This window comes from Bradyrhizobium sp. Pha-3 (assembly GCF_042258615.1).
Classification (GTDB): domain Bacteria; phylum Pseudomonadota; class Alphaproteobacteria; order Rhizobiales; family Xanthobacteraceae; genus Bradyrhizobium.
On sequence record NZ_CP170152.1, the window covers coordinates 2078511 to 2103618 of the forward strand.

Here is a 25108-nt window from a genome sequence, read left to right on the forward strand (position 1 = left end):
CGTGAATTGGCAGTGCAGAAGAGCAGGATACACTGCGCTTCCAAGGAGACTGGGATGGATCCCCCAGGCTACTCCGGATCGGCCTCGAAGCCGAATGCAGGAGCGACGTCCTCGCGCCAGATTTCGATCGCCGGCGCCCCTTGGCGTCCATGAACGTTGACTTGCTCGAGCGGGACGTCGGTCATGCTGACGCCCGACGGTACCAGCCGGAATTCGCAGCCGCCGGCTGTAAAGCGGCGCGCAGGGAAGATGCGGCCGAAGCGCTTCTGATCGGGCAGCCTCTTGTTGTGGAGATTCGGGTCTCCGTACCTTCGCCGGATATCGGGAGCGACGAGGTCTTCGAGGCGCGCCTGTACGACTTCGGTCGATTCCGCCAGCAGCACCGGTTGGACGGCCTCCTGAATCGGATCCTGCTGCCAATGCTGGAATCTCAGCGTCATGTCGACGACGTCGAACGGCGGGACGGCCAGCCACATGTGGCCGGTCTGATAGCCGGTACCTTGCGACTGGTCCACGATCGCGAAATGCCTCGTCTCGTCGGTCTCAATGTGCGTGATGGTCGCCGATCCCTTGAACGTGACGTTCCATATGCCCATGCGGTCCAGCATTCGGGAGACCATGCCCGTGATCGCGACGCACCCTCCGATCCAATCGTGCCTTCTCAACCGCCCGTTGACGATGTCGGCGAGCCGAGGGACGATTTCGCGGACCTTCGCATCCTCGTCGACGCCGCGCGGCCGCGCCAGCACCCATTCCGCGTAGGCCTCCAGGAGACGCGGGTCGAGGCGTTCCTGAGCCAGGAATTCCGGCGTGTCGTAGAAACCGGGTCGAGCGAAGTCGATGCCCAGGCTGCGAAAGCCATCCTCGAGCTCGGCGGCTCGGCTCTTTTGGTTAGCGCGTTTCCGCTTTGCTTCGCCCATCCCGCACATCTAGGCCTTCGCGCCGCGGGAACAAGTCCGTTGGTTCGGCCGCGAGCGCCGCTCTTGTTAGGTTCCGTCCGCATCTTTAGGCTTTGCCCGTAAGGCGGGGGACATTTCCGGTGGCATGGGCGAACGACGACATGGTCCTTTATCACGGCTGCAGCGACCGCTCGCTCCGGCCGGCCAACCCGAACGGCATCAGTCCCGGTGGCGGGCCGCATAACATCTCGCCCTCGGTCGGTGCGGACAGGCCCGATTTCGGACCCGGCTTCTACACAACGACGTGGCTGCATCAGGCCAGGAATTGGGCCAACACGCGCGTCAGGCGCCAGCGCGCCGGCAAGGCCGTCGTGCTGAGGATGCTGGTCGGCCGCAATCGTTTCGCGAACCTGCAAACGCTTGTGTTTCCGAGCGACCGCGACCGCTTCTACGATTTCGTCGCCTATTGCAGGGCGGGAGGGATCCCTCAGGCGCCGCGGGTCCATCGAGGCGGACCCTACGATGTCGTCACGGGGCCTGTGACGGCGGCGCCGCAGACCTTAGCTATAGGTCAAGCCGATCAGGTATCGTTTCATACGGCCGTCGGAATACTTTTCATCTCGCAGGTCCCGATCTTCGAAGTCGGCAACCCGCTGCTCAACGTGATGCCATGACCGTTCTCGATCCCAATCGTCAGGACGATCTTGCGGCAGCCGAGGCCGTCTACTGGTCTGCGGTGCGGTTCACGGTCGGCCGGGTCTTCGGTGCCGACCCTGCCGTCGCGGACGAGTATCGGCGCGATCTGTCGGAGGCGCCGCCGTTGGAGCGCGCTCTTGCGCTTCACGACCATCCCCTCGACGTGGCCGCCGCGCTGGGGAAACCCGTGACGATCGAACGCACGAAAGCCTACGATCAGGCATTTCCTGCGTATCGGCTCGGAGAGCCTGTCCCCGTCGACGAGCTGCCCGCGCGTGTCGAACGGACCGGCGAGATCCTTTCGTCCGCGCGGCGCGACGACAGCGCTCCCATGGTGACCGTGTCGACACTGAACAGGTTCATGGGCGAGTTGGGATATCAACGTCTGGCCGTATTCGCCGGCGTCGCGGCCTACGTCCTCGAACGCAAGGCGTGGAAACGCCCTTTGCCGCGGCGTATCGACATGGAAACGCTGCCCGGTCTGACCGCCGATCGGGAGGAGGTGTACGGTCTGGATCGTGCCTTGAACGTGCTCAATGGTCTGCAGGAATACGCTCGTCGGCGAAAGCCCAGCAGCAGCATCGTTTTCCGCATCGAAAAGATGAAGGCGCGTCTGCAGCGTCAGTCCTAGCAGAGACTTCACGGTACGCCCGCCGTCGCAGCGGCTCGTCGGTCGCCGACGACCGACGAATCCGTGTATGGCCGACGTCGAATCATGCGAACATAAGACCATGAAGAAGATCGGCAAAAGCGACGTCATCGGTCAGCAGGGGATGTCCATCATCGAGGGAATCGTCCTGTCGATGGGATTCATGTTCTATCCGACCGGCGGCGTTGAGGCGGGCATCGACGGCTTCATCGAGTTGCGCGATGCTGAAACCGGCGAGGTCGGCAATCTGCTGCTGCAGGTTCAGGGCAAGGCGACCGAGCGCGATCGGCTGCAGGGCGTGACCGGGGAGACGTTCGAATTCCCGTGCGCCGACGTCGACATCGAATACTGGACCAAGGGCACGGCTCCCGTCCTGCTGATCGTTGTGGCTCTGAAGACGCGGAAGGCCTACTGGAAATCGCTCAAGGAGTGGTTCGCCGATCCGGAACGTCGAAAGTCGCGCAAGGTCGTCTTCGACAAGGCGAAGGACGAATTCACCCGGGAAGCCAAGGCCGCCATGATCGCGGTCGCGACCGCGGTCCGCCCAGGCGCGTCGGGCCCCAGCGTCAAGAAGAGCGAGCAGATCCTGGCGAATCTGCTGGAGGTCGTGTTCGCGCCCCGGCTGTTCTGGGCGCCGACGTCGCACGGTACGGACAAGTCGTTCGGCGGCGCGCTCGGCGAGATCGCGAAGCCATCGCGCGGCGAATGGATCGTCCGCTCGAAGTCGGTGCTGTCCTTCCATCCATTGGACGAATACCCGTGGAAGAAGCTCTGCGACTGGGAGGCCATGGAGGAGTTCGACACCACGGAGTGGGCGAACAGCTACGACGAGGACCGGCAGCGCGACTTCGTGGCGCTGCTCAACCGGGCGATCGGAGAGTTCGTCAGGCCGGAATTGTACCGGGACCGAGACAGCGGCGTGTTTTTCTTCCGCAAGCCGAAGGAGCGGGATAGCCTGAACTACGCCTACCGCAGCCTGCAGAACACCACTACCCGTCGTGTGGTCGGACCGTACGGCAAGAAGAAGAGCGATCCGAGGCAGTTCGCCTACTGGCGGCACTCGGCCTTCCTGCACCGCTTCGTCCGGCTCGCCGGCAAGTGGTACGCCGAGATCACGCCGACTTACCACTTCACCTACAACGGTCAGGATACGGACGGCTACGCCGGCGAGCGGCTGAAAAAGATCAAGGAGATCGAAAACAACGCGGCCGTCATGGGACAGTTCGTTATGTGGCGGGATTTCCTGACGACGCATGGTGCTGAAGACCTGCTGACGAAGACGTATCCGTTCCTTTCGTTCCGCGCCGTCGATGCCCTCGAGCTCGACGTCGGGGTGCCGGACGATCTCTGGAAGTCGCAGGAGACCGATCCAGCGTCTCCGCTGTTCGAATACGCCCTCGCCGGCGAAACCGTCGAGAACGTCACGTGAGGATTAATCACCTTTCCGAGCCCGATCTTGAGTTCGGTGGCGCGTTCCGCCATCCCGACATCCGTTTCGGCATTATGGACTACGGCCCGCTGGACTTCGGCATGGAGAGCGCGCCCAAGCGCATCAAGATGGGCATCATCGGTAGTGCCGAGACCGTCGAAGGGACCGCGCGCTGGATCGAACGGTGCACGAAGGGCTTCGCCGCCAAGCAGAGCCGGCAACCCAACCTGTTTCCGGCGTTTCCGGGGGTCGACTTCGAGACCACGTTCAGGTGCGAGTTCGTCACGTCCGACGAGATCCATCGCGTCCTGCCGACGCGCGAGATCGCGCGCCTGGTCGGCATACCCGGCCAACGAGAGGTCACGCAGGCGATCGTGGAGACGATCACCAACGAGATTGCGGCCATGGCGGAGCAGACGGTAAAGCCGGACGTCGTGCTGATCGCGTTGCCGGTCGACATCATCGAGCGGACCTATAACGCTCGCGACGCGGCAGGCGGCGAGGACGATAACGAGACTGAGGCCGGTACCGCGCTCGATTTTCGCGGCATGCTCAAGGCGTCGTGCATGCGCCTGAGGCTCCCGATCCAGCTGCTCTGGCCGACGACCTACGACCCGTCGATCAGGATTCCGCGCAAGCTGAAGGAGACCAGCGAGCGTCGGACCCAGGATCCGGCGACGATCGCCTGGAATCTGCTGACGGCGGCCTACTACAAGGCGGGCGGTCTGCCATGGCGGCTGGCGCGCGACGCTCGTCAGCTCCGGACGTCGTTCGTCGGGTTGAGCTTCTATCGTTCGGTGGACGGGGACCAGGTCCACACCAGCACCGCGCAGATGTTCGACGAGCGCGGGGAGGGACTGATCCTGCGGGGCGGCCGCATGGTCGAAAGCGAGGAGGACCGTCGGCCGCACCTGACCGCGCTCGACGCCTATGAACTGCTAAAAGGGTTCGCTGAAGGTGTTCCGGGACCAGCACGGGCACTGGCCGGCCCGCGTGGTCCTGCACAAGACTTCCAAGTTCGACCGTCACGAACTGGACGGCTTCCACAAGGCGATCGACGAGCGCGACATCGATTACGCCGACTTCGTCTGGATCCAGAAGTCGCTGACCCGCCTCTACCGGCTCGGCGTCTATCCGCCCTTGCGGGGGACGTTGCTGCGCTTCGACAAGGACCATGCGCTTCTCTACACACGCGGCAGCGTCGACTACTTCCGGACCTATCCCGGCATGTACGTGCCGCGCCCCCTGCAGTTGCGGTGTCAGGTCCAGGGCCAGCCATTGCAGCACGTGGCGGAGGAAACGCTCGCCCTCACGAAGATGAATTGGAACAACACGCAGTTCGACAACGGCATGCCGATCACGATCGCCGCCGCGAAGCACGTCGGTGAGGTGTTGAAGTACGTGCCCGAGGGGCAGGAGATCGCGCCGAGATACAGCTTCTACATGTGACAGGGCGTCGCTGCCTGGCAGGACGAACGGCCCGGCGCGACAGTCGATGTTGCCGGTTGCCCGGTTACATTTAGGTCGATCGACCGAGTGACGCGTGCCACCTTTCTCGGGCGGTCCTGCTACGAAGCGGTCTCGGTCGCCTTCTTCGAAGGCCGGGGGTATGTGCGTCGGGGAATATCGCGGCGCACGTCGGAGAGGACCATCGCGCCGAACGTGCGATCCCCATCGGATCAGGATTCGATATTCGCGGAGAAGATCTCCGCCGTCGCGCCGGTGGCGACGGGGTGTCGGCGCGTACCATGGCCGCGCTCGATCGTGAGCGGGCGGATCGGCCGAAAAACGAGTCCTTGGAGCGACACCCGTCGGCGGGCCGACGACGACCAGAAAAAGGGGCGCGGCGTGGCCGTTCGAGGTCGAGTCGGTAAAACCGAAAAGGAGAATATTCTTCTATTTTGGAGGTGAGGAGCCCCCGGAGGGATTGCACCCCCTCGCGAGATGGGCCCCGGGCCAGCGGCGCAGCGGTCGCCGAAGCGGGGGCCCCGCTGTGGGGATTTTGAGGCGAATTAAATCCCCATCGGTCCCGCACCGGCCCCTTCGTTCCCTAATTAGTCCTTCGGTCAGGTCTAGCCGCCCGTTCGGCAAGGCGCTGACGAAGAACGTGATTTTTTGCGGGTAGAAAGCCAGAAAGCGCGCACGCGCGCGCGCCTGGTTAACGGCCGTACGCCGGCCCTTCCGGCGCGAAACCGCGCCGGCGGGCGTGCCAAAACCACCCAGCACCGCCCTTGCCGAACGTTTCGAGGGTTCGATCACCATAGAATACTTCGACGCTGATGCCGGTCAGCGGATCGACATCGAAGAACGGCGCATACTTTTGGTGTCGACGATCGACAGGGGAACACGTTCACGCTGCAACCTCCGTCGGTTGCGAAAGAGCCAAGCCGCGCAGGAAGTCGGCGGCGGCTTGCGCCTTGCTGCATGCCGTGAAGAAAGCGCGCGTGTCGGCCTTCAGAAGGCCAATCCAGTTTTCGATATAGCCGGCATGGCGCAGATCGCCGTCAATCGAGAACTCGGCGCACAGAAAGGCTGAACAGAGTTCGGCGACCAGTTCCTCTGCAGCATAAGCCCTCTCGCCGAAGCGGTGGTGCAGATCACGTGCCAGCCTCGACTTGTGGCCGGTCCAATGGCCAAGTTCATGAAACGCGGTCGAATAGAAGTGAGCAGCGTTCTTGAAAGCCTCGAACCGCGGTAGGCTGATGAAATCGGCGCCGGGTAGGTAGTAGGCCTCGCCGAAGTCCTCCCGTATGCTGGCACCGGTGCACGCGAGAAATTCATCGATCGCGGCGGAGCGTTCGTCGCAATTGCGTGGCTTTACGGCGCCTGTTGCCACAGCCCTCTCAGGAAGGCTATCGCACTGATCGACGTTGAAAACTGTGTACTCCCGCAACATCGGCACGATACGCGTTACGGCGTCATCGTCCGCGCCGGTGAGCGCGGGTTCGACATCGCGGCGATGCTGAGCAGCAGGCTCCGATGGTGGGAAAGGGCCGGCGGCGCCATCCTGATCGCATCGTCGGTGGTCGCGGCGGCGATCATCTTTGCCGGTGTCATCACCAAGTGAGCACCGCAATGATGGGCCGCTGTGTCAATATCGTCGGGCCGCTGAAGGCCCTTTTTGGGGCAAAGCGGACATCAACCAGCAGACAATCCCCGCTGAATCGGTCGAGAATGACCCCATAAAGGAAGTTCCGCGGGGCCACGCAATATGGCCTTTGACGACGAACCGGATTGAGTGGTTGCGTGTTTTCTTACGTCGGTCTCCGCAGGTCTATCAATTTCGGATCAGTGGCGAGGAGTTGAAATAAGGTCCGGTCCCCCGCGTACTTCGCGGCTCGCCGGGTCTGTTCTCGTCCGGCCATGAATGTATTGCCGGAATGGTCGCGAACCTGCCACCCCCAGCCGCGTCTGTGACGGTCAATTAGGACGACTTCCAACATTGTCGGAGGCCGCCTAAGCCGCGCCAGGCGATGCTCGTTGCGGGGCGTTCACGACACCTAACTCAAGAGGAAAAATTGTCGTCGCCAGCTTCTCTATCGCGGTCTGCTCTTCGGAGAGGCGCCGTTCTAGGAACTTACGCTCAAGCTCGGAGAGCTGTGTTCCGAGCAATTTGCGATAGCGATGAATGTTATTTCGGTGGGTCCGCAACCGTGCCAAGTTTTCGTCGATCATCTCGTCATTCCTCTGACGGTCGTTCTGCCTATCCTTGAAACGTAAAGGGCCGTGCCCCGTCAAAAAATTAGACCAGACGGGTTGACTGTCAAGACGTCGGACAACCGCTTTTTTGTAAGACGGGAAATGGTTGCCTTTGGCCCTTTCGGACCTCATCGCACGGTCCGCCGATGTCTGCTCATTGGGGACCAGCGGACTTCGGCGCAAGGGCCGCCGACTTCCGAGTGTGACCCATTGCGGACGTTCCGATCTCACGAAGCGTCTCCAATAAACATGTAACGCCCGATGCTAAGCTTGTTCGGTAGGTAGATACGATCTTCGCCTGCGGGCTTGTTTTCCAGGGACCTAATCCACGGCAGGCTTTCACGAATGTTGATTGCGAGTGGATCGCTTGTGATCTCAACGGATGCTCCGGCGAACTTGGCTGAGGAGCCGAACACGGACGCTATATCGTCTACGAGTATTGTCTTAGCTGTGGTGGGGTCTCGCGGATTTGAGAACCACAATAGGCGTGGGAGATTATCGAGGACGAGTTCGCGTTTGCCGCGCAGATTTGCGAGTTTGGACAACCCCCCATTTGAATCCCTGACGCCAAATGCACGAGGGACGAGCCAAAATGCGCCCCACCCCGCATTGCTATTATGCCAACCCCAATCATCGGCTGTTAGCGTCGCCACCACCACGCCACGCTCTCCAAGATCAACTAGCGCCGCCTGACCGCGCAATTCGGGTGAAAATGACACTAGTTCTGGCAGAAGGTGCGCATACCAGATCACCTCGATCACACTTGAACCCGAGTGGAGTTTGCCGTCCGCCTCAATATTGACCGTTAAGCGGTAGCGATAGGTGTATGTCGGATAGAAGAATTTATAAATCGCGAAGGCAGCGACGAGCATCATCAGCGTGAAAAGCAAGAATCGTTTCATGGAACGCAACTTAGGCGTTTATCTGGCGCAATGTACACGATCATGGCCATTGCGTTAACAGAGGCTTGCTTGTTCTACAGCCGAAACGTGACTTCCGCTCTTGGCCCAACGCCGACGTGCATTCAGATCGCTTCTATGTCGCCTTTTCAGGGCAAAGCGGACGCGACGTTTATAAGTACACGCGTAGCGAAGCGTTGCCCGCCGTCTTCGGGGTACGACGTTGGTGGGTTACGCCGGAGCCGTCATCGCGCCGCGCTTTTGCGCGGACCCGGTGGGCTAACCCCACCATACGGACCATCGTGATCCCGCTTAGATCGTTCGCACCTTCGATGACTTCGCGGTCTTTGCGCGTTTCACCGCGGCGTGAATATCGTGCGCCGCGTTTTGGCTGCGCTTCTTCGTGTCCAACGCCGCGTGCCGCGTTTTGGCGCCACCGCGGTGGGCGGCATTTTCCTGGCCATCGATCGGCGCCAGATGCGCCGGGTCAAAATCGAGATAGGGGCGTGCGACGCCAAACTCCTTGCCATGCGCGTCGACCCATTTCCAAAGCTTTTCCGACGATCTCCAACGGTCGTCGCGTGTCGCGCCGTCGATGCTGACGATGTCGGCCGCGAGCCCATGGCCGTAGCCGCCACGGAGGCTGCCGCCGTGATACGACCTGTTGCTGGCCGCCTTCAGCCCGCTTGCAATCGACTGGCGGTAGTCATCGCGGAAGGCGCTGGTGATGCCGGGCGATAGGCCGGCCCGTTCCGCCGCCAGAAGCGCATGGAAGAGCTTCAGCTTGAAGCTCCGGTCGACGCCTCCCATGACGTAGTCCATTATGGGCATGCTGGCTCTTTCGGCCGCCTTGGTGTCCTTCCAGGCGAAATCCTCATCGACAAGCCTGGTGAAGGTTCTGGTGACAGTCACCGTCTTCTTCTTTCTCTTGACCGTCACCTCCCTCTGCTCCGGCACCTTGATGGTGTCTTCCTTGGGCGTCCTTTGATAGAGCGCCCACAGATAGCGGTCGATGCAGGCGTTGACGTCCCAGCACTCGTCGAGGATTTCGACGGAGTCCACCGCTGCCTTGACCACGCGAGGCTCCGGATCCGGCGTGTTCGCTGCCGGCGTCTGCCCCGGTTGGGTGTCCGGCGGGAGCGCCGGATCGGTCAACGCGGCCGCGACAACAGGTTCCGTCTCGTGTACGGTCGGCGCAGCATTGGTGGTCGCCACCGCTTCCTGTTCGCTCATGGTCACCACTGCATCGGGGCCGTCGACGGCAGCGTTCGACGTGGCAGTTGCTGGTGACGTCGCGGATACGGCATCGGCGACAACATCAGGAGCACGGGAATCATCGACTGACGCACCGGTGACTGACGCACCGATCTTCTCGATGCCAGCCGCACCGAACGCCGCGAACCACGAGACCGACAGAACGACCGTCCCGCCCAACACCGCCGCCCGCACCCGCCGCGAGTTCATCATCCCAGCCTCCACGGGCTCCTCGGGAGCCAGATTGCAGCATGTGACGAGGCGGATTGTCGGCTCAGGGCGCGGTCGCGCAATGGCGAAAGAAGGTTAACGACGCATCTTTCTGAACGATGTTGCCCGAATGCAACTCGCGCCCTCGTGGCACTTTTCCGATAGCGTCGAATTGGAAAGCGCCGAAGGTTCATCTCCCGGCGAAGACGAAACGGACATTGGGTCGCGGCGCAAACGAAAGCGGCTTCGCCAGTGTTATCGGCTGTCGCGCCACGCATCTAGGTACAAGGGCGACCTTCGCACTTCTTCAACATCCGCCTTCGATACGCCAATGTCGGCGAGCAGCCAGTCATCAAGTTCGAGAAGTTCCCTGTATTGGTGCTGGCGTTCCAACCACAGTACCAATCCGGCCAGCCACGCAGCCGGGGTTCTCCGGGGCCCCCTAAAGGCCGGAAAAGAGGCTGAAGCAGCTGCGTCGAGAGTATTGGTTGAATTGTTGATCGTGCCGCCGCAAGGCATGCTTCACCTCCTCAATGGAGCGAAACAACGCTTGGCTGCGGGAGCTCATCGGGCGGTTGTGAATGGCCCGAGTGGCTTCTGTACTACAACCACCCTTGCTGCTCAATGGTCGATCTGAGGATCGCCAAAGAGACTCGGCATACCCGTGCTCCGTACCTTGCTGTCGCTCGCCGGCGAGGTGATCGAATGAGGCCCGCTATTAAGCTGCGGTGCATGAGTCTGTTGTTTGTTGGCACATTTCTGACCTGCCGTTCATGCTGAACGATGTCCGTTAGTTGAGGGAGTAGAACGGAAAACAGTCGGGACGCGCTCAAACCAACGCGAACCCAGAACTGGTGTCGACTGTCAAGGAAGTTGAAAATTAATGCGCCGCATACTTCTGGCGATTGCGGCCCGTAAGATTACTTCGCAAGCAAACGGGTCAACTCGTTCGCAGTCGAAGCGGCCGAACAGCAGATTTCATCGATCTGCCGCGCCAAAGTGAGCGCACTAGCCTTCAGTGCCTCAATCGTCGACGCTTCAAGATGCTGCTTTTCAAGTTCCTGGATGCGTTGATTGAACGAAGCTAGCTCAAGATATAATCGTTCAATTTCCTCATTCTTCTCGATGGGCCCTGGCTTCCGAGCCTTGCGTGCTTGCATCACGTATCCCCCCGTTATGCTCTCGCCTTTGTGAGCCCGATTCGTGGCTAGAAATGGAATCTCTTTTGGCAAGGGTGTGGCCAGCCAGGTCCTTGGAAAATTGTCACGCCCGGCGAATACAAACCGAAGACCTGGCCCTGGCCGCCTAGACGTGCACATCGAGGGGAAAAGTCACGGCCACCTGCTCAGTAGGAGTCATCCTAACCGATACCGTGTACGGTCAAGCTAGCAGCCAAGATGGGCGATCGAGTTTTCCGCCAATTGTAGAAATACGACCACACGACGCAGCCGCCGTACAGGATCGCGGCTGCGACATAGAGTGTCACGTCTTTAGCTTGGTGTCCTTGCCTTGCAGTCATGAGCAAAGAGGCCATCATCAAGCACATAAGGAGAGCGGTGATGACACATTGGACCGCAAGCGTCGTCGCAATCTTGCTGACGGGCCTTCCTGGCGCTGCGAGCGCGCAGGCGAACTGCGAAGCAATACCTCACGGACCGGCGCGCACCGATTGCTACCTTGGCCTAAGTCAGCTCTATCGTGGACAATCGGATCTTGCTGCTGCCAGAGCGCGCGCGCAATCAGACGCCGCGTGGTATCGGGCAATTACCGGAACGGACCCCCCGAAACACAAACCACATCGGCGACGATAAAAGCTCAGGCTATTCCGGCGCTGATCGGAAACACTTCGATCGTGCCGCCTATCCGCCTACTTTCGACAAGGTCTCGCCCAACCCTGGACAACCACAATCGCGAAGGCGCGAGAGCACCGCTAGGCTCTGTCGGTTTCCTCGCTGACCCTGTCCCTGAGGAAAACGGAGCTCCGATGGAAATCCAGGTATTTCGCCTGAGTGCTATTGAAAGGCGTCACGCCGAAATCTTGGTCAGGCAGGATCCCATCCTCCTCAAAGGAGATGTAGCCGCGGTCAAAGAGCAGATCGACGTGCGGTGACAACAATAGACCATTGTTGCCGTCCAATCTCTCGTGATTGTTTTCGCATGCACGCCAGGGTTTTATGTGGTTGGCTCGCAGCAATCTCGGATCAGCGATTTGAGTGATACGACAGCACTTTTCGATCTCATATAGGGTCTTGCGGAATCGCCCCTGACCTCGACGAGCTAGCACGACTGCTTGTCGCTCAGTCTCATCAATCGAGGTGTCGTTCTTAACCCTCGCCTCGATCTGATCTTCAAGCTGGTCGATAGCGTTCTCCAATGTGACCGTTTCGCGAGCGACGGAGCTCGAACTTGGCCGCCAACTGCCCAAGGGACGAAGTAGCTCCGGGGCCATAACCAAGACCAGAGCCATTGAGGCGCCCTTTAGACCTGATTTCCTGCTTCTCAAGTCGCACGTGGAATGGAGGCGCCCCTCGTAAGACAGTTCGGATTGGAATGCGCAGATAAGAGGATGAAGGCGCCATAGGCGCAATGAGAGTTCACCTGGGCGGCACCCGGCATAGTCCGCGGCGCAATCGAGGCGAGGTCAAGTCATGTTCATTCCGTGTAGGAGCGCCGTTGCCCGGTTTCTACCGCCTCGTTTGATGCCAAGCAACGCCGCGCCCGCTCGACCTGCGCGTCGGTGGCGCCGTGACTACGGGCATACATTTCGGCAACCGGCGCCGAATACTTCGCGACGTAGTATCTGACCTCCGAGCAAGAAATCCGCACTGCCGGTCTGTGCTGGCGTACTGCGTAGGCTTCAGTGCTCAGGGTCATCAGAAACAACGCAGCAGCGCCGACCGCACGCATGAACATTGTCATCATCCCACACCTTCTAGGTTCGTCGGAGACAGCAGGTCTGAATCGCCTTGATGACGCAAATTAACAGTCGTGCGTTGGTGCAACGTGCTGTGGACTGTTGCTCTTATGCTTCATCTTCGTTTGCACCGGCGGCCTAAACGAGCGCGCCTCCGTAAAAACCCGGGCCCGTTGAGATAGGCTGTGCGCGATTGACGTCCCCGCTCGCCCAGAAGCGCTTGAGGGAGGCCAACCTCTCAGGCCGTTCCGGTTTCATCTTCCCCAGTCCAAGAGCGAGGACACGCGGACGAGTACGCCACGGGTCTACGCTAAGCGGCGCGAGCGGCGGCAGCTCGCGAATTCGGAGAGGGCCAGCGCCGGTGAACTCATTAGTTAGTTAGGCCGTGTACCGATAAACCCGGTCGCATGATGCGACGAAGGCTACGTCCGCTTTGCCCCTATAGCGACCAAGTTCGTGCGGCAGCACAATATGTCGCGATGAGCAAAGAGCGGCCGCGGCGCCGCGTCTCAAACAGGTGGGACAAAGCGCACCAATGTGCCATTTAAGGAAGCCTGGTCGGCAGGCTCCAGATACGGCTCCCATGCGTCAACCGAAACCTTGAGCAATTGATCTGCTTCGGGGCCCCAAAGATCGCGAGCGTCAAACCGCACGGTATAGAGCCATTGCGGATACTCCCCCTGCTGGAGCGCGTTCGTGTCTGGGAAGACGTGACAGCCACATAGCCGCTCAATTATGCCGGGACGGCCTCGCACGTATCGGGGCAACCGTGTGTGTGTTGTCGGATGAATGTTCTTTGCCCGAACGCGGTCGCCGATACGAAAACGTGCTGGAGCGCTCACCGGCCGGTCGGTCGGTCTGCCGCGCAAAAGTGCCGCTTCCACGGCGGCGTGTTGCAGGATACCGCTAACCTTTTTTAGCTCGCCCAGCGGCCGACTCGCCTCGATCTCATCCGCGGATACGAGCTGTGCTCGGCAAGCACACCGAGGGTTGGACCGAGGAGCAACTCGCTTCCATTGTGACCCGGGATAGCATGATCGGCACGCCTTGGCGACAACTCTGGCCCCATTGCGGGGACCAATTTTTTCTCGTATCTCTTGATCAGAACATCGATCGCTGCAGGATCGATGTAGCCCTTTTGCTCGAGAACGGACTCGAGTGCGCGTACCCGGAGTTCTACTTCCGACAAACGGGAGCCGTCGCCATCGTGGTCATGTTCGTGCACCATAAGCTAACCCTATGTCAGACTCCCAGGCTGGGGGCTCGAATCATGCGACGAACTCCGAGATCATGAATGGGTTGCCATCAAGCCGATGCTGCCGAACAAGGAAGTCTAGGTAGTCACGAGAGCCCAGCATGCCGCCACGGCTGTCAGCGGAATCGGATCGCAATGATCGGCAACGTGTCGGCAAGTACCTGCCCTGTGCTGGCGCTGAGGAACTTCTAGAACATCTAGCGGACTGCGTGCTGATACGGTCCAGAGAACCAAAGCCCGTCTTGCCTCGCGCACGCTCCAAGCGAAGACGCTACGGGTCGCCGGGTGGCTGCACGGCATCGGCTTTTCGGTTCTTAGTTTCTCTATGAATGACGCCTGCTTGACCCTTAGGGCTTCACCTTTGCACTTCACACGGCGGCGACCAAATCAGGCCTGGACCCAACCCACTGAGGAACCTCTCTTTCAGAATTTCCAGCAGAGACAATCTGGTAACTGGAGCTGAAGTCGGCACCTCGTTGTTGTACTTCCTTGTGGATTCGATATTCACCTTCGGTGCCGACCCGATGGATAGCGACTTTCTTCAATGGTTCACGTTTGCGGGGCTCTGATTTTGTAAAACGTCGGTACACTGCTTTAAGAGTTGCTGACGCGGGGTCTGGCATAATCTCTGCAAGGGGCGCCTGTGGCTGTTCGGCAGACTCAATCGCACTTGTAGGCGGAACGATCGTCGGCAAACTGGTGTCGATAATTGCTGATGGCAGATCCTAAGCTAAACGCTGAGGCTCGATCGGGGTTTTCCTTCTGCCGCCGGTTCGCTTTTCATACTGCCACTGCGAAATCCTAGCGCTCGGTTTGGGTCACCTTCGCCGCGAAGCCTTCCCAAGGCCTGAAGATGATCTGCTTGGCAAGTTCGCTGTAGAGTTCACAAATCTTCTGTGACTCAGCGACAAAGTTTGCATAAGCCTGCCTTGCGAATTCGGTCTGAACCTCATTCGCCTTATCGAACGACCGCGCGGCCATGAGCTTCTCGACAAAAAGCCCGGTCTCCTCGAGCGACCTCTTGGTATAGTCCCTGTAGGCATTCGCGATAGTTTGAATACTGACTGGCCAGTTGTCCCCCGGTGTGACTGCGCTCGTCGGTGCGACTTCGCCGATCAAGGGCGCATCCGCCGGGGCGGGTGCCCCGCTTGAGGGAGGCTCCGCCGGCGCAGTTGCGCCGTTCGTGACGGTGTCAATTGACGCGACCATTGCGCCGATTCGATCCTCATCCCGCTGGGCGAGCTTCGGGCTCTGCTGTTGATCATCAGGTTTCTGGTTTCGCTGGTCCGCCTTCCGACTGCGCTGGCGTGGTTTACCGCGCGGCTTATCCTTGTGGGTCGTCGTCATTGCTGAACTCCGCTGTTCTGAATCAAACCAGACGCCAAGATACTCCGCCATGTTTGCGATGAAATCGCGGTTCTGCCTTGTTCGTTACGCGGCGTTGGTGTGGTGAACGGAACTCTGAATGGAATGCGGGCGGACCTGACGCGCTCCAAGGCAGTGGAGATCGTTCAGTTTTTCTTCGCCTTCAACTCCGACAGTCTCGTGGCTAACTGCGCGCGAAATCGGGCGACGTCTCGAAGTAGTTCATCGCGCTCCGGGCTCGGACCAAGCTTGCGCGCGGTGGATTCTAGCTGCACCGCCATTTCTGCTAGCTCCTCCAGGTCGACGACTGTCATTTCTTTGCCTCAACCGATTCTCAACCGGCCGGCCGGAACGCGCCCTAATCACTGCTTCTCTGCAGGGGCGCCGACGGCGCTTGGGGGTGGTGCAGCTGGGGACGGCGGCGGCGGAGTTTCCGTCGCAGCAGGCGCCGCACCGATGCAGTCACCTGCCCAGATCTTGGTGCCTCTGACCGCGCCGACCAGTTTGCAACCCATTGGCGCTTGCGGCCTGACCTGAACGGGCGGCCTTTTGGCCGCTTTCGGTGGAGCGGCTTGTGCAAATGCGCCGGTCGTGAAGAGCAGCGCGATAAGTCCGATTAGCGGTTTCATGTGTAGGCCCGTTCTAGCGCGTAATACGTTTAGCCAAATGCTCGTCGAGATTAGCAACTGCCTGACCTGTGTCTTGCTGGGTTTCGATTAGACGCGCATCAGATTGTTGGCCTCCTCTTGCTTCTCGATCTGTTTATTTATGGAGGCTACTAAATTAAAGATCGCGTCTTTCATGATATTTTCCCCACTGCTTCAAACATCGGCTTTCAAGCTTAATGCAACCCAAGGGCGCGCGAAAGCCGCCCCGGGAGGGGCTTTGGCTGGGCTGGCGGGGAGATCCAGTGCCATGTCGACAAAAGTCGCCAACCCCAATGACTAGTTGCGGGAATCCGTGGTTTGATGCAACCTGACGATGCTGTCTGCTCCGCGCGGGCGGCGCCGAGTGGAAGCAACCCTGGCTTCCTTAGCTGAAGAAGCCAGGGAATCGCTGAGGCACCCTTGTGGCTTGAGTGCGATCAACAAAGCGACGCGATTAAGTTGCTGCGGCGCATCCGCCATTTTCCGGCATCGATCAGCGGGGCACAGGTCGTAGCTCCGCCTCATTCTTTGGCTGGCATGGTCAGTAAGTCAGCGCGGGGGGCAGGCGCGCGGGCGACTGCGCCCGGAGTGAAGCGCTTGCACCGCCAGCCGCGATCGCGCTCCTCCGGGCTGCGCTTCGCGTTGCAACCGCCGCTTTTCCCTACGGTTCTCCGTTAAATAGCCCAATACGCGGCGTAGCGTAGGGAAGCGCCACACTGCCCGCCGCCCAGCGAGGCGTTGCCCCGGCTCGGCCGCGCACGGCCCCCAGCCAGCCGGGCTGGGGCAGCCGGCTCCATCACGATCTCCAGTTCTCTGTGAATGGAATCACGTGGCTCATGCCAATTCGGAACGATGTTAACAGCGCCAGCGGCGCCACAGACCGAGCACACCAGCCGCCAGCCAACCCGCGACCATGCCTGATCTTAGGGTAAGGTATCGAGCCTGAAGTCGACCAAGCGACCGCACCAGCGAAGTACTGGATGTTGCAGGTGCGTGACCGTCGGCGAGCCATTGAGCTGGGCTGCCCGGTGGGAACGGCCGGATCATTTCGTGCATCTACGCTGGCGCATGAGGTAGATGATCGTCCCGATTGCGCGCGGAGAGAAGCCGCTAGGATTTGGCGATCAAACGGCCCGTTGCGCTATTGGTTGGTCAACTGTTCTTCTGTCCGCGGCAAATGCTAGTAGCTCGCCGCTACATGCTGGCGGTGATATCAATCCCATACCGCGCGAGAGCGAGAGATAAAACCAAGCCGATGACGCTGAACAGCGTAACAGTAGCGAGGGTGGATACCGGGCGCGAGGCGTCGAGATCTGTCGCAGGCTTCGAAAGGCTGAACATGAAACCTCCCCAAAGCACAGGAGTGTAAGCGCCAAACCTGACGGGGGCCTTACGTCGTCCAGCAACGTCGTGGCCAAAGCTCGGAGTTGCCGTCGACGCCCGCGATTTGCGAATCCGTCAGCGGACTTACGACCGGGCGGTGAACTGGTTTGTCAGTCTCTCCTTTACGGATTCGGCTTGTTCCTTGGTCAGCTTCTCAGCCCAATGGCTATTGTTGATCAGCGCTGGCCCCTTGAGTTCTCGATCATAAACCATCCAGCCAGTAGTTCCCATTCGAACGAGGAATCTGGCCTGCACAGTGTAATTCACTGGTGACCTCTTCGGCAGTTCGCAATAGGCCAATTGAACTTCCCATCAGCGTGGCCGTCAATGTGAAACGTTGCATCGACTTTAGGCGAACAGTTCGGGCGGCTTTTTCAGGGCAAGCGCTCTTTTCCATCTCCGACGTGCTCCTCACGCCAGTCAGTGTAACTATAGATACCTGACCAGTGATGGACCGGCTTCCCGCAACGTAGGCAGCTAAAGAGCCCTGAGCTTATCACAGGAGCGGAGCTTCGCTCCTGAATCGCAGAATAAACGGTGCCGCAGCCGCGGCATGAAAAATAGACAATCATCAATCTTCCTTGGAGCGCCCAAAGCGTTCTTTAGCGGCGTCAAGTATAGGCATCACAGTTCAAGAATCGCTCAACGTCGGAGTGGCTTCTTAGACCGGCGGCCTAGATGGTCGACGAGGACCCAAATTACCCCGATCGCGACAGCAGCGACTGCTATTGCATCGATGATCAAAAGCACTGTTATTTGGCGCAAGAACTTTTACCCCCTAATGAAAAAGGCCGCAGTGCACTGCGCACTGCGACCTGTCCGGGAAAATTGCCTGTCAGTGCAATGATAATACTTCCAGCCCCGGTTGAGATCGAGGCTGCCTCACGGATTTTGAGGAGTGGAGTCTAAAATACTGTTCCGGCAGATGGAACATTGCGTATGTTGCTGGGCGGTGACAGGAAATCCAGGGGCGAAGAGCAGCTTTTCTGCGGACAGTCGAAGTTGTCCCCCGCGGCATCGGCCGCGGCGGCTCGCGCCCATGGTGCAGGGCCTTGCGAATCGCGATTATCTCGATCGCCGTCTGCCAATGCTCCTGGGCGCAGACCTTCGGCGGCAACGCCTCGTTATAGCGCGCGGCATCGCGCAGGGTGACATGTTCGCGGCCATCGGGCAGGGCGATCGGATCCTCAAAGCTGCGTTGCCAACCCGTCCCAGCCATTGCGGCATCGTAGTGCGCTAAATTGAAGGGCTCATTGATCCGCAGGTCTCTTGGGTTTTCTTGAGCGCGTCGCACCAATGTTTGAGCACGTACCCCTGCCCACAGTGATGGTGCTTCTGGGCGTAGCTAAGCGAACCGATCACAATCAAAAGCCACTACGACAAGTCCGGCGACGATGTTCTGCACCTTGGCTGCCACTCCCTGGGATCGCACCGCCCCAAACGGGATGGTGGACACCGGCACTCTTCGGGGCGATGGAAATTGGGGATTAGGCTTCCCTGCAGGGCATCGAGAGCACCCGATACCCCATTCCGCCGATCGGTCCCTTGGCGTCCCAGTTGAAGTTTGGCCGGACGTCGGCGCCGCGCTTGTCGCTCGCGGTGCAGATCACGTCCGGCAACGTCGTAGCCAAGGCTCTCAATGCGCACCCATGACTAGCCCTTCCATCGGAGGGAAACAGTACCTGGGCATTCCACCTCCGGAGGGTCTCAGCAGCACGCGGGGTCGGGAATACTGATCCGGGTCTCGCCTCCGCCGCAGAACGAAGGCCGGCACTAAGCGACGTCCAAGCGGCTCCGAACAATTGAAACGAGGATTTCTGGCAAGCCTAGCTGAACCGGGCAAATAGAGCTGGCGACTAAGTTAGTGGTCAGTCTTTCTTGGAATGAGCAATCCCACGTCGTACTGGGAGCCATGGAACATGACCATCCTTCTGGACAAGAACGTGATCACGAATGTTGCGCGGGGTGACGTAGCCACCGCCGAGGCCCTGAAACGAATTCTCGCGTCGGGAGAACATGTCTACATCGCCCATGCTGCATATAACGAACTCGTGCGGGATTCTCCGATCCATCTGCGCATGAGCTATGAAATGTTACTCAAGGACCTGCACATCACAACGCCCCCAGCGGGGGCCTCCAGCATCAAAGATCGGGGAGATTTTCACGCTGATAACATCATTCATGTGCCGGCGAGAGGAAAACCGGGCCAAATTAGGGAATATGGGAGACGAGACAGCACAACGCCTGGCGACGCTTTCGTCGCGGCAGAAGCAAAGGCCCTAAACGCGCGCCTGTGGACCCTTGATGAAAATTTGGCCAAACGAGCCCAGAACCTCGGGGTTACCAACCTCGGGGGCGTTTCCGGAATTAAGAGTCGGAACAATCCCGAAAGTATCGCGCAAGCCCGGAAACTGATGGGATTGAAGCCGTTGAGCATGTTGCAGAATAGCTCGGTTAAACCAAGCAAAGGCGGCTCTAGTCCTCCAGCCGGCGGCACAACGAAGGCGACTAGCAGCAAGGGCGGCTCCGCGAGCCCTCCATCAAGCGGCGCTACAACGACCAGCAAAGGCGGCGGGGCATCCGGAGCTAAAACAAAAATAACAACCGCTGAGGTTGGGCCACCGATAGAACCCGTGCAGGAGCACGGCCCTAGCGCAAGCGGGGACGCCAAATTCCAGGCGGCCACCTTAATGTTCGATGGCGTTAATTTCGTACTGCAAAAGATCAACGACCGGATCCAGCGACAGCGCTTTGAGGCCGAGTGGTCACGTTTGGCGCCCGAAGTAAGGCGGCGGCTCGACGCAGATCCTCAACTTGGCGCCATTGTGTTGATTTCCTATTGGAAGGACCAGGGCGATGTTAACAGTGCTATCGATACAGTTGCGGTCTTTCAGAACATTCAAGTGGGCTATGGCCTGACGCCTGATGACGCCCGGCGCGACGCATATTCGCAGAGCAGCCGCTGGACTGGCGGGTTCACGAATGTAGGCGATCAATTCTGGCTCAAACCAAAGGCGCCACCGGACATCAAGAGACTAAAGCTTCCGTTCGACTGCACCATCGCTGGACTGGCCACCTTCGTTCCCGGAAAAGAAAAGCTTGTGCGAGTCAAATTCAGCGGAAAGGCGGGGTTCGACGATAAAATGCACAGCAGAGAAGTATTGAGTGTTCCAGCGGGGATGACACCGCGGTTTTTCTATCTCTGGCCGCCGGACAAGATCCGCTATTTTCAGGAAAGATGGATAACGCTGGAGGTGGATTGGGAGATGTCCAACGATGCTGACGTTCGCTACGGGGATGTCGACCCCTTTTCCAGCGGCGTGCCAGTGGTCAAACTCGACTCATGGTACAACCCGTACAATGCCACCGCGGCAATGGTTTGGCCTGCTGACAACAGCACCGCGAATCTGTTCCAGACCGCCGGGAAAACCCAAGACAATTTGGCTCTGCTGAGTAATCAGATGATAGGGCCGTTGCGATGGGTCAGGCCAGAGTTCATCCGCATTCTCAAAGCTCCCTACGATTCCAGCCCCTAAGGCCCGGCAGAACTATTTTTGTTGGCGGATCGACCGTCTTTTGCCCGATCTCAACCAGCCGGTGGCTCTGCTGGCTTTATACGCCGGCCCCCTCGTCGCCGGGAGTCAAGAAGATCCGGGAGCAATTGGGGACGCGGCTCAGGACTTGGCTCGGTGGCTGGTTCGTCTCGGACATCGGCCCGACGCCGGCGGCTGATCACAAGGCCAATTAGGCCGACCATTACAAGCACGGCTCCTGCGATCATCAGCCAGTGTGGTAATTCCAGCCAACCCATCGCGGTCTTGATCATATCTGCCTACTTCGTCTTCTTGAGGCGTTCGCTCGGTAACCGAACGATTAGCTGCGCACGAAAATTCGCGATATCTCGAAGTAGATCGTCGCGACCTTTGCCCCTGCGGAAGCTTCTGCCTTGGAATTGGACGCCAGCATCAGCGCTCTCCGCTCGCCAAGATCCTCGGCAACACGGTTGATGGTGGTGAAAGCGGACCCTGTTCTCGATCGATCCGCTCACTTGAATGGTAAGACCAATGATTGCGCTGCCGCCTCGTTGCACCTGGGCGCCTCTTGGGCGTCCATCGCTGGTTTTGCGAGTCAGGTGGGCGAGTTGACGCTCCATGTATGCGCCTTGATGCGCAGGGCGGCGCCTTCCTTCGCGGCGACGAGCAGGAAGTTGCCGCTGATGTCCATCGTCTCCTTAGCGTCGGGCACGTTAATATTGCCGGTCCAGGTGCCCTGCTCCCAAACCACGTCTCCCTCGGTCGAGCAACTTCCTCCGTCGTGAATCTCGAGGTGGTTCCAGATCTTCATCGCGTCCTCGGCCCATGTCTCGATGCCCGCGCGTCCGGTCACGCTCGGTTGTCCGGCGGGAATGAGAACGGCATCTTCGGAAAACAAGGCCGCCCAGCGACGGGGGTCATGGCCGTTGACAGTCTCGATAAACTTGGCGTTCAAGTCGGTAAATGCTTTGGAAAAACCCATAGTAGCCTCCAGTACTGAGATTTGCGGGTGATTAGGCGCGCGCGGCGATCGCCTCCAGAGGTGCGGTTTCGAGAAGCGCCGCCTTGTCGAAGGCGGCCAGGATCCGGTCGAAGCGTCCGGCGATGACGTCGCGCAGTTCCGGATGCGTCAAGATGTAGAGGTCGTTGTCCGCGATCCCGGTTAGCACGCGCTCGGCCACGAAGGCCGGATCGATTCCGGCGGCGACAAGGGTAGCCATCTGAGGGTTGGCCGGCTCGTCGGACGGTCCGCCGAAACGCGATGGCCGGTTGCGGACACTGGTGGCGATGCGGGTTCGCACGAACGCCGTACACAGCACGCTGACCCCGATCTTGGTGCCGGCGAGCTCGGCTGCGAGGGTCTCCGTCACGGAGATTACGCCGGCTTTGGTCGCATTGTGCGGGCCCGTCCCGGGTTGAGCAAGCAGCCCAGCCAAGGACGCGGTATTCACGATGTGGCCGCCTTCGCCATGCGCCTTGATGTGGGGCAGGAACGCCTGGATGCCATGAACGGAGCCCATCAGGTTGACGGCCGTGAGCCAGTTCCAGTCCGTCTCGACGATGGCCTCGATGGGGCCGCCGATGCCGGCGCCGGCGTTGTTGCAGACGACGTGGACGTTGCCGAAGGCGGCGAAGGCCTCGTCCGCCGCGCTCATCACGGAGACGGGGTCGGACACGTCGCAGGCGACGGCCCGTGCATTCGCTCCGGAGTCCGTCAGATTCCGCAGGGCGGCCTCGAGCGCGTCCTCCTCGATGTCGGCGAGCATCACCTTCGCGCCCTTCGAGGCTAGGGCGCGGGCCAAGGCCAGGCCGATGCCACTGGCGGCGCCGGTGACGAAGGCCGTCTTTCCGTCGAAGCTTTCGATCATTTCCCTTCTCCTCTCTGCTTGCTTTCTCCTGGTTCGTCGGATTCAGGCGGACCACCACCATCCGCTGACCATGATGCGGTTCCTGAGCTCCACGGTTCGCGGAGCGCGCGGCGGAAGCGTCGCGACGAGTGCGAGCGCGCGTTTGAGGTGCGCCGCCGCCTCGACGTTGTTACTGGCCGCGGTGGCACGGCCGGAGGCCGCTATGTAGAGCTCCACCGCCTTCTCGGTCTGGCCCGCTTCGGCGCAGTGACGGGCCAGCGCCTCCGGCTGGTGCTTCGGGACCTCCGGGAACTCAGTTTCGAGCACCGCGGCGATGCGCCCATGCAACCGCTGGCGCCTGTCGCGTAGCATCGTGCCGTAGGCGGCGTCCTGCACCAGCGCGTGCTTGAAGGTATATTCGGCGTCGGGCGGCGCGCCGCGCCGGAAGATCAGTTCGGCGCTTTCGAGCCGCTCCAGCGAGCGCTCAAGCAGCACCGGCGGCAGCTCCGCGACGGCGGCGATCAGCTCGTAGGAGAATTGCCGGCCGAGCGCCGCGCCCAGTTGGGCAAGATCGCGCGTCTCCGGCATCCGGTCGAGACGGGCGAGCAGAGAGGCGAGCAGCGTCTCCGGAATCGCCGTCCGCCCGATCAGGGCGGTCGCGATATAGGCGTTGCCGGCCTTCCTGACCAGGCCGCTCTCGAGAACGGTCTTGGTCAGTTCCTCGACGAACAGCGGAACGCCGTCGGTACGGTCTAGGATCTGGCCGGCGATCTCTCCCGGCAGCACCCGCCCGCTCGTGAGATGGGATATGATGGCCACGCACTGGTCGGGCGGCAGCCTGCCGAGGCCGAGCAGATCCACGTGATCGCGGTCGCGCCATGCCGGAACGAATTCCGGGCGGAACGTAACGACGAGGAGTACCCGCAGGGCCGCGAGCCGGTCGACGAGGGTGTCGAGCAGCGCGCGCGTGGTCGGATCGCTCCAGTGTGCGTCCTCGAATATCATGAGCACGGGCCGCCGCGCGGCAAGTCCCTCGACCAGCATCAGCGGCGCTTCGAGCGTCTTCGCCTTACGCGCCGCCGGCGTCAGGTCGAGCGGCGGATAACGGTCACCGATAGGGATGCCCAAGAGATCGGCCAAGAGCGGAGCGGTCTCGGCGATCCGGTCGGTCGCCTCCGCGATGACGTTTTCCAGCTTGGCGAGGCGTTCGCCGTCGGAGTCGGTCCGGCGGATGCCGGCCGCATGGTTCAACTGCGCGATCAGCGGGTGGAGCGCGCTGTCCTGATGATGCGGGGAGCAAAAGTAGCGCAGTCGTGCATGCGGCTCCTGGGCGGAGTGTTCTAGCAGGACCTGCGTCATGCGCGACTTGCCGACGCCGGCCTCTCCCGACAGCAGCACGACCCGGCCTTCTCCCGCCTTCGCCTGCTCCCAGCGGCCCAGGAGCAGCGAAGTCTCGTCGGCGCGGCCGACGAGCGGCGTGCCGGCGGCACGCAGCGCCTCGAAGCGGCTTTCGGCCGCGTCGCTGCCCAGCACCTGCCAGACCCGTATGCCCCGGTCAAATCCCTTGAGTGCGACCGTGCCGAGATCGCGGTATTCGAATAGCCCGCCGGTCAGGTCGCGGGTGCCGGACGCTATGACCACGGCGCCGGGCTCGGCCAGCGCCTGCAGCCTGGCGGCGAGGTTCGGGGTCTCGCCAACGACCGCCTGCTCCCGCGCCGCGCCGGTGCCGAGCAGGTCGCCGACCACCACGAGCCCGGTGGCGATCCCGACCCGGACCCCGAGCGGCGCTTCGGCGGGGGTCTCGAGACCCGGTACGGCTTCGACCAGGGCGAGGCCGGCGCGGACCGCGCGCTCGGCGTCGTGCTCGCTCGCCTGCGGATAACCGAAATAGGCCAGCACGCCGTCGCCCATGTATTTGGCGATGAAGCCACCTTCGCGTTCGATGGTCTCCGCGCAGCACCGATGGTAGGCGGCGACGACGGCGCGCAGGTCCTCGATGTCCAGCCTGGTCGATAGCGCGGTCGATCCGACGAGGTCGCAGAACATGATGGACAGATGACGGCGCTGGGCGTCGTCCCGCGGCGCCGGTGCGGTCGCCATCGGACGGGCGCCCGATGCGACCGGCAGTTCGGCAATGTTCGCCAGCAGCTTGCGCCGGTGACCGAGCGAGACGCCCAGCTCCTTCAGGTCGCGATCGGTGAGATGGCCGAGCACCGAGAGGTCGATGTCGTTTTCGGCGAACCGCGTCGCGTATTCGGGCATCCCGACGGTGGTCAGCCATTCGGCAATCGAAGTTGGTTGGGACATCTCGACCCCGCCCACACGTGCGCGGTTAGCGCGCCACTTTAGCAAAACCGTCAAAAATAGCTACTTGTCCACCGGATGGTGTATTTCTTGCTCGATGTGGTTCGCGCAGCCAAGTTCTACCC

General features: G+C 60.7%; 24 protein-coding genes and 1 pseudogene. 5 read left to right on the plus strand and 20 right to left on the minus strand.

Translation table 11 applies throughout. From position 1 onward, the window contains the following. Positions 1–68 precede the first annotated feature (68 nt). Complete coding sequence (locus ACE10Z_RS09750) at positions 69–920, minus strand: hypothetical protein (protein ID WP_375787730.1); 852 nt, start codon at positions 918–920, stop codon at positions 69–71. A 119-nt stretch (positions 921–1039) separates the two neighbouring features. Between ACE10Z_RS09750 and ACE10Z_RS09755 the strand changes: the two genes are divergently transcribed. From ACE10Z_RS09755 to ACE10Z_RS09770, 4 genes are all read left to right on the plus strand, one after another. Beyond that, entirely contained in the window at positions 1040–1573 is a 534-nt protein-coding gene (locus ACE10Z_RS09755) for a DUF3990 domain-containing protein (RefSeq protein WP_375787731.1), read from the plus strand. Further along, positions 1570–2226, plus strand: a complete 657-nt coding sequence (locus ACE10Z_RS09760) for a hypothetical protein (protein ID WP_375787732.1) — start codon at positions 1570–1572, stop codon at positions 2224–2226. Before ACE10Z_RS09755 ends, ACE10Z_RS09760 begins: the two co-directional genes overlap by 4 nt. Positions 2227–2326: 100 nt before the next feature. Further along, the gene (locus ACE10Z_RS09765) at positions 2327–3673 is read left to right on the plus strand and encodes a DUF4365 domain-containing protein (protein WP_375787733.1); all 1347 of its coding nucleotides are present in this window, start codon (positions 2327–2329) and stop codon (positions 3671–3673) included. Next, the gene (locus ACE10Z_RS09770) at positions 3670–5061 is read left to right on the plus strand and encodes a hypothetical protein (RefSeq protein ID WP_375787734.1); all 1392 of its coding nucleotides are present in this window, start codon (positions 3670–3672) and stop codon (positions 5059–5061) included. Before ACE10Z_RS09765 ends, ACE10Z_RS09770 begins: the two co-directional genes overlap by 4 nt. Before the next feature lie 962 nt (positions 5062–6023). On the opposite strand, the gene ACE10Z_RS09775 is transcribed toward ACE10Z_RS09770, so the two are convergent. From ACE10Z_RS09775 to ACE10Z_RS09850, 16 genes and pseudogenes are all read right to left on the minus strand, one after another. Further along, on the minus strand, positions 6024–6509 hold the full coding sequence (locus ACE10Z_RS09775) for a zincin-like metallopeptidase domain-containing protein (protein ID WP_375787735.1): 486 nt from the start codon (positions 6507–6509) through the stop codon (positions 6024–6026). Between the two features lie 74 nt (positions 6510–6583). Continuing rightward, a complete protein-coding gene (locus ACE10Z_RS09780; RefSeq protein ID WP_375787736.1) occupies positions 6584–6733 on the minus strand; it encodes a hypothetical protein in 150 nt (49 codons plus the stop codon). Positions 6734–7129: 396 nt separating this feature from the next. After that, complete coding sequence (locus ACE10Z_RS09785; RefSeq protein ID WP_375787737.1) at positions 7130–7348, minus strand: hypothetical protein; 219 nt, start codon at positions 7346–7348, stop codon at positions 7130–7132. 251 nt (positions 7349–7599) lie between these two features. Next, complete coding sequence (locus tag ACE10Z_RS09790; RefSeq protein WP_375787738.1) at positions 7600–8262, minus strand: hypothetical protein; 663 nt, start codon at positions 8260–8262, stop codon at positions 7600–7602. Positions 8263–8583: 321 nt separating this feature from the next. Next, on the minus strand, positions 8584–9738 hold the full coding sequence (locus ACE10Z_RS09795; protein WP_375787739.1) for a peptidase M15: 1155 nt from the start codon (positions 9736–9738) through the stop codon (positions 8584–8586). 252 nt (positions 9739–9990) lie between these two features. Next, positions 9991–10254, minus strand: a complete 264-nt coding sequence (locus ACE10Z_RS09800; protein ID WP_375787740.1) for a DUF1127 domain-containing protein — start codon at positions 10252–10254, stop codon at positions 9991–9993. 401 nt (positions 10255–10655) lie between these two features. Continuing rightward, the gene (locus tag ACE10Z_RS09805; RefSeq protein WP_375787741.1) at positions 10656–10895 is read right to left on the minus strand and encodes a hypothetical protein; all 240 of its coding nucleotides are present in this window, start codon (positions 10893–10895) and stop codon (positions 10656–10658) included. Positions 10896–11665: 770 nt separating this feature from the next. Then, positions 11666–12109: an HNH endonuclease gene (locus tag ACE10Z_RS09810; RefSeq protein WP_375787742.1), complete on the minus strand. Its 444-nt coding sequence runs from the start codon at positions 12107–12109 to the stop codon at positions 11666–11668. Between the two features lie 278 nt (positions 12110–12387). After that, on the minus strand, positions 12388–12648 hold the full coding sequence (locus ACE10Z_RS09815) for a hypothetical protein (RefSeq protein WP_375787743.1): 261 nt from the start codon (positions 12646–12648) through the stop codon (positions 12388–12390). 510 nt (positions 12649–13158) lie between these two features. Beyond that, positions 13159–13533, minus strand: coding sequence for an SH3-like domain-containing protein (locus ACE10Z_RS09820; protein WP_375789792.1), 375 nt, complete (start codon positions 13531–13533; stop codon positions 13159–13161). 159 nt (positions 13534–13692) lie between these two features. Next, a pseudogene (locus ACE10Z_RS09825) lies at positions 13693–13877 on the minus strand (nitrile hydratase subunit alpha); the annotation flags it as partial. 828 nt (positions 13878–14705) lie between these two features. Then, positions 14706–15251 (minus strand): phasin family protein, encoded by a 546-nt coding sequence (locus tag ACE10Z_RS09830; RefSeq protein WP_375787744.1) that lies wholly within the window; start codon positions 15249–15251, stop codon positions 14706–14708. A gap of 164 nt (positions 15252–15415) precedes the next feature. Next, entirely contained in the window at positions 15416–15583 is a 168-nt protein-coding gene (locus ACE10Z_RS09835) for a hypothetical protein (RefSeq protein WP_375787745.1), read from the minus strand. A 1527-nt stretch (positions 15584–17110) separates the two neighbouring features. Continuing rightward, positions 17111–17257: a hypothetical protein gene (locus ACE10Z_RS09840; protein WP_165127385.1), complete on the minus strand. Its 147-nt coding sequence runs from the start codon at positions 17255–17257 to the stop codon at positions 17111–17113. 877 nt (positions 17258–18134) lie between these two features. Further along, a complete protein-coding gene (locus tag ACE10Z_RS09845) occupies positions 18135–18518 on the minus strand; it encodes a hypothetical protein (RefSeq protein WP_375787746.1) in 384 nt (127 codons plus the stop codon). A 268-nt stretch (positions 18519–18786) separates the two neighbouring features. Next, entirely contained in the window at positions 18787–18930 is a 144-nt protein-coding gene (locus ACE10Z_RS09850) for a hypothetical protein (protein WP_375787747.1), read from the minus strand. Between the two features lie 288 nt (positions 18931–19218). Here ACE10Z_RS09850 and ACE10Z_RS09855 point away from each other — a divergent pair, with 288 nt between their 5' ends. After that, positions 19219–20835 carry a PIN domain-containing protein gene (locus ACE10Z_RS09855; RefSeq protein WP_375787748.1) on the plus strand — a complete coding sequence of 539 codons (1617 nt, stop codon included), beginning with the start codon at positions 19219–19221 and terminating at the stop codon, positions 20833–20835. 592 nt (positions 20836–21427) lie between these two features. On the opposite strand, the gene ACE10Z_RS09860 is transcribed toward ACE10Z_RS09855, so the two are convergent. From ACE10Z_RS09860 to ACE10Z_RS09870, 3 genes are read right to left on the minus strand one after another with little or no spacing between them, the layout of a single operon-like run. Next, positions 21428–21814 (minus strand): YybH family protein, encoded by a 387-nt coding sequence (locus ACE10Z_RS09860; RefSeq protein WP_375787749.1) that lies wholly within the window; start codon positions 21812–21814, stop codon positions 21428–21430. 31 nt (positions 21815–21845) lie between these two features. Next, entirely contained in the window at positions 21846–22700 is an 855-nt protein-coding gene (locus tag ACE10Z_RS09865) for an SDR family NAD(P)-dependent oxidoreductase (protein WP_375787750.1), read from the minus strand. A gap of 42 nt (positions 22701–22742) precedes the next feature. After that, on the minus strand, positions 22743–24986 hold the full coding sequence (locus ACE10Z_RS09870) for an AAA family ATPase (protein WP_375787751.1): 2244 nt from the start codon (positions 24984–24986) through the stop codon (positions 22743–22745). Positions 24987–25108: the final 122 nt, after the last annotated feature.